Genomic DNA, 4,456 nt, shown 5'->3' with positions numbered 1-4,456 from the left:
GCGCGGGGCAGGATCGCCTGATGCATGGTCGGCACCGCCGTGTACCAGCTCGGCTTTGCCTCGCCCAGCCAGTGGAAGAAGCGCAGCGCATTGAAGCCCGGCGTGCAGAAGACGCTGCCACCGGCGGCGAGCGAGGACAGAACAGCCGCGATCAGCCCGTGGATGTGGAAAAGAGGCATGATGTTGAGGCAGCGATCGGCCGAGGTCAGGCCGAGCGTCGCGCCGATATGCCCGGCCGAGGCGGCAAGATTGGCATGGCTTAATGGCACCAGCTTCGGGCGCGAGGTGGTGCCGGAAGTGTGGAGAAGCAGCGCGATGTCGCCCTCCGCTGCCAATCCCGACGCGACGGGCGGACCGACCGGATCGCCTTCGATGGCGAAGCTGCCGGCGGGCGCGTCATCCGGCGGCAGCAACCGCAGCACACGGATGCCGAGACGCTCGGCAACTTCGACCGCCGGCCCCTGCTCATCCCTGGCAACCAGGATCGCCCTGGCGCCGATATCGGAGAGATAGAAATCGAGCTCGTCGGCCCGGTAGGCGGGATTGAGCGGAGCAGTCGAGGCCGCCGCCGCCACGGCGAGGAAGGCGGTCGCCATCTCCGGTCCGTTTGGCAGCACGATGGCCACGCGGTCGCCACGGCCGAGGCCGAGCGCATTCAGCTTCGCGACCGTCTCGCGGATCAGCCGGCGCAGCCCGCCATGGGTGAGCGTCGGCCTGTCAGGGGCCGAAACAGCCGGCGCGTCAGCGGCGCCGGGGGCGAGGCGGTGCGCAAGGTCCACGGTGTCAGCGGTATTGGTCATGGTCACCGACTATCTTTCCAGCCTGCAAAAATCCAGCCGAGCGGCAGCACACAATCGTGAAGCCGCCGGCATCAGTATCCGAGCGCCATTCCATCCTTGCGCGGATCGGAAGCGCCGGTCAGCGTTCCCTTCTCCCAGTCGATCAGCACGGCCTGCCCGCCGCCCAGCGGGTGATCCGGCTCCACCACCTGATGGCCGCGCCGGCGAAGGCCTTCAACTGTGTCGGGACGGACGTTTCGCTCCGCCTCGACGACGTCGTGATTGTAGAAGACGCGCGGCGCGTCCAGCGCCTGCTGCGGGTCCATGCCGAAGTCGATCATATTGGTCAAAAGATGGACATGGCCGAAAGGCTGGTAGCCGCCGCCCATGACGCCGAACGGCATCACCGCGCGGCCGTCCTTCGTCATCATGCCCGGCATGATGGTGTGCATCGGCCGCTTGCCGGGCGCTATCGCGTTCGGATGTTTCGGATCGAGCCGGAAGCTGGTGCCCCTGTTCTGCAGCACGACGCCGGTCTTTGGGCTGACGACGCCGCTGCCGAAGGAATAGTAGGTCGAGTTGATGAAGCTGACGGCGTTCAAGTCACGGTCGACGACGGAGATGTAGACCGTGTCGCTGCCCGGCAGATCGAGGCGCGGCAAATCGGTCATGGCGCGTTCGCGGTCGATGGCGGCGCGCAGCCGGTCGGCATAGACGGCGGACAAAAGCTCTTTCACCGGGACGGCGACATGATCCTGGTCGCCGAGAAATGTATCACGGTCGCGGTAAGCCAGCCGCCCGGCCTCGATCTCCAGATGCAGGCGCTCGGCGCCATTGGGGTCGAGCCCGCCAAGCTCAAAACCGGAGAGCACGTTCAACATCAAAAGCGCGGTCAGGCCCTGATTGTTCGGCGGCATCTGATGGATGCCGTAGCCCTTGTAGGAGATGCCAACCGGGGCCTTGTAGTCGCCCTTGGTCGAAGCGAAATCGTCGAGCGTGTGCAGCCCGCCGAGCTGGCGCAAGCGACCGACGATGTCCTCGGCCACCGCACCCTCGTAGAAGCCGGCACGGCCTTTCCTGGCGATGATGCGCAGCGTTTCGGCAAGCTCCGGCTGGCGATGGACGTCGCCGGCCCTGGGTGGTTTGCCGCCGGGCAGGAAGATGCGCGCCGCGACCTCATCGGCCGACAGATCGGTCTCGGGATCTTTCCAGTCGAAGGCGACGCGGTCGTGCACGACATAGCCGTTTTCGGCATAGTGGATCGCCGGCGCCAGCGCGTCGGCGATGCCCTTGCGGCCATGATCCTCCAGCAGCCTGCACCAGGCGTCGACGGCCCCCGGAATGGTGACCGCATGCGGGCCCTGCTTCGGCAATTCGCTGAAGCCCTTCTCCAGATACCAGTCGACGGTCGCCGCCGCCGGCGCCCTGCCCGAGCCGTTGAAGGCGAGCACCTCGCCCTGGCCTTTCGGACAGTAGAGGACGAAACAGTCGCCGCCGATGCCGGTCGACTGCGGCTCGACCACGGCCTGCACGGCGGCGGCGCAGACGGCGGCGTCCATCGCATTGCCGCCGGAGCGCAGCATCTCGATCGCGGCGAGGGTCGAGAGCGGATGCGAGGTCGCGGCCATGGCTTCGGTGGCGCGGACCGGCGAGCGGCCGGGAAACTGAAAATCACGCATGCTGTTACGGTATCCCTGCATTCAACGTCCGCGGCCGAAAAGCTGAGCGGCGGACAACAAGACGATCGATAGCACGATCAGGCAAGTCGAAATGGCGGCAATGGTCGGATCGATCTGGTCGCGCAGCGCATTGAACATGCGGCGCGTCAGCGTCGTGGTTTCGCCGCCGGAGATGAACAGCGAAACCACCACCTCGTCGAACGAGGTGATGAAGGCAAACAGCGCGCCCGAGACGATCGAGAAGCGGATCTGCGGCATCGTCACCTGAAGGAAGGCGGAGAAGCGGTTGGCGCCGAGGCTGCGCGCCACCTTCTCCTGGTTCATGTCGTAGGACCGCAGGCCGGAAACAACGGTCAGCACCACCAGCGGCAGGGCCTGCACGGTATGCGCGATGACGAGGCCGGTCAGCGTGTTGTTGAGGCCGATGCGGGCGTAGAGGAAGAAGGTGCCGATGCCGATCAGGATGACCGGGATGATCAGCGAGGCGGTGAGCAGCGCGTTGATGGCGCCGGTCAGCCGAAGCGTGCCGGCATTGATGGCATAGGCGGCTGCGGTGCCGAGCGGCGTCGCCACGATCATCGTCATCACAGCGACCTTCACCGAAACGACGGTGGCATCGCGCCATTCGACCGAACCGAAATAGCTCTCGTACCAGCGCAGCGACCATTGCTCGGGCGGGAACTGCAGCAGCGTCGAGCCGGAAAACGACATGATGACGATGATGACCGACGGCGCGATCAGGAACAGCAGGACCAGCGCTCCGAGCGTATAGAGCCAGAGCCGTTGCCGGTGCGAGATGGGCAGCGCGTTTTCCATGCTCATCGCGAGCTCCAGACGCCGGTGGCGCGCGCGCCGAGCAGCCATTGGAACAGGCCGAGCAGGGCGAGCGTGACGGCAAGCAGAACGACGCCGAGCGCGGCCCCCGCGCCCCAGTTGGAATAGAGGCTGGTGGTCTGCTCCATGCGCATCGCCCACATGATGACCTTGCCGCCGCCCATCAATGCCGGCGTGACGAAAAATCCGAGGCAGAGCACGAAGACGATGACCACGCCGGAGGCGAGGCCGGGCAGCGACAGCGGGAAGAATATCTGCCGGAAGGTGGCGGCCGGGCTGGCACCGAGATTCATGCCGGCACGCAGGCAATCGATGTCGATCGTCTTCATCGAGGCGTAGAGGGGCAGCACCAGGAACGGCAGCATGATGTGGGTCATGCCGATAATGACGCCGGCGAAATTGTTGGCGAGCGGCAGCGGCTGGCTAATGACGCCGAGGTCGATCAGCCAGCTGTTGATCAGGCCCTTGCGCTGCAGGATGACCAGCCAGGCATAGGTGCGCACCAGCACTGAGGTCCAGAACGGCAGGATGACCAGGATCAGGCAGATCGAGGCCGCGCGGCGCGGCAGTTGCGACAGCATGTAGGCCAGCGGATAGCCGAGCACGACGCAGGCGCCGGTGACGGCGAAGGCAACCTTGAAGGTGGTGAGGAAGGTCTTGATGTAGGAGGGTTGCTGGAAGAAGCGCGCGTAGTTCGAAGCGCTCAGCGAGCCGGTCTCGTCGAACAGCGACAGCCAGAACAGCCAGCCGATCGGCACGATGATGACGGCGAAGACGAGCAGCAGGCCGGGCGACAGCAGCGCCAGCAGCCCGAAGGATTCGCGGCGCGCATCGGCATGCAACGCATCGGCGTTGAGCGTCGGGGCGCCAGCATGGGGCAGTATCGCGGATTGCAGGCTCATCAGTCCGCCGCCACCAGCACCACATCCTCGGCATCAATACCGAGATTGACCGGCTCGCCGGGCCTTGGCAGCTTTGCCAGCACGTCGGAGCGGCAATAGTCGCGCAGCGTCACCTGGCGGCCGTCGCGCAGAGTGGCATAGCAGGCGAAACTGTCGCCCTGGTAGATGACGTCGCCGACGGTCGCCGGGATCACGTTGACGCTGCCCGCCGGCTGAGCGTCGGCGACGAGGCGCAGCTTTTCCGGCCGCACCACCATCAGAT

General features: G+C 65.8%; 5 protein-coding genes. All 5 read right to left on the bottom strand.

From position 1 onward, the window contains the following. Positions 1–800, bottom strand: an 800-nt coding sequence (locus EN738_RS31500) for an AMP-binding protein (RefSeq protein ID WP_145966989.1), incomplete at its 3' end; no start/stop codon positions are given. 71 nt (positions 801–871) lie between these two features. After that, positions 872–2,458, bottom strand: coding sequence for a gamma-glutamyltransferase (gene ggt, locus EN738_RS31495; protein ID WP_127287003.1), 1,587 nt, complete (start codon positions 2,456–2,458; stop codon positions 872–874). A 21-nt stretch (positions 2,459–2,479) separates the two neighbouring features. Further along, a complete protein-coding gene (locus EN738_RS31490) occupies positions 2,480–3,280 on the bottom strand; it encodes an ABC transporter permease (protein ID WP_127287002.1) in 801 nt (266 codons plus the stop codon). Continuing rightward, positions 3,277–4,194: an ABC transporter permease gene (locus tag EN738_RS31485; protein ID WP_127287001.1), complete on the bottom strand. Its 918-nt coding sequence runs from the start codon at positions 4,192–4,194 to the stop codon at positions 3,277–3,279. The genes EN738_RS31490 and EN738_RS31485 overlap by 4 nt, the downstream gene beginning before the upstream one ends. Further along, positions 4,194–4,456: TOBE domain-containing protein (locus EN738_RS31480; protein WP_127287000.1), on the bottom strand; the 263-nt coding region annotated here is incomplete at its 5' end. The genes EN738_RS31480 and EN738_RS31485, both read right to left, overlap by 1 nt.

The sequence above is a fragment of the Mesorhizobium sp. M4B.F.Ca.ET.017.02.2.1 genome (genome assembly GCF_003998955.1).
Classification (GTDB): Bacteria; Pseudomonadota; Alphaproteobacteria; order Rhizobiales; family Rhizobiaceae; genus Mesorhizobium; species Mesorhizobium abyssinicae.
The sequence above is the reverse complement of the archived record's forward strand: the minus strand, read 5'-3'. Positions and strand labels throughout refer to the sequence as shown.

Bases quoted from the DNA above. Each gene is read 5' to 3' on its own strand.
- ggt (WP_127287003.1), bottom strand. From the start codon at position 2,458: ATGCGTGATTTTCAGTTTCCCGGCCGCTCGCCGGTCCGCGCCACCGAA.
- EN738_RS31490 (WP_127287002.1), bottom strand. From the start codon at position 3,280: ATGAGCATGGAAAACGCGCTGCCCATCTCGCACCGGCAACGGCTCTGG.
- EN738_RS31485 (WP_127287001.1), bottom strand. From the start codon at position 4,194: ATGAGCCTGCAATCCGCGATACTGCCCCATGCTGGCGCCCCGACGCTC.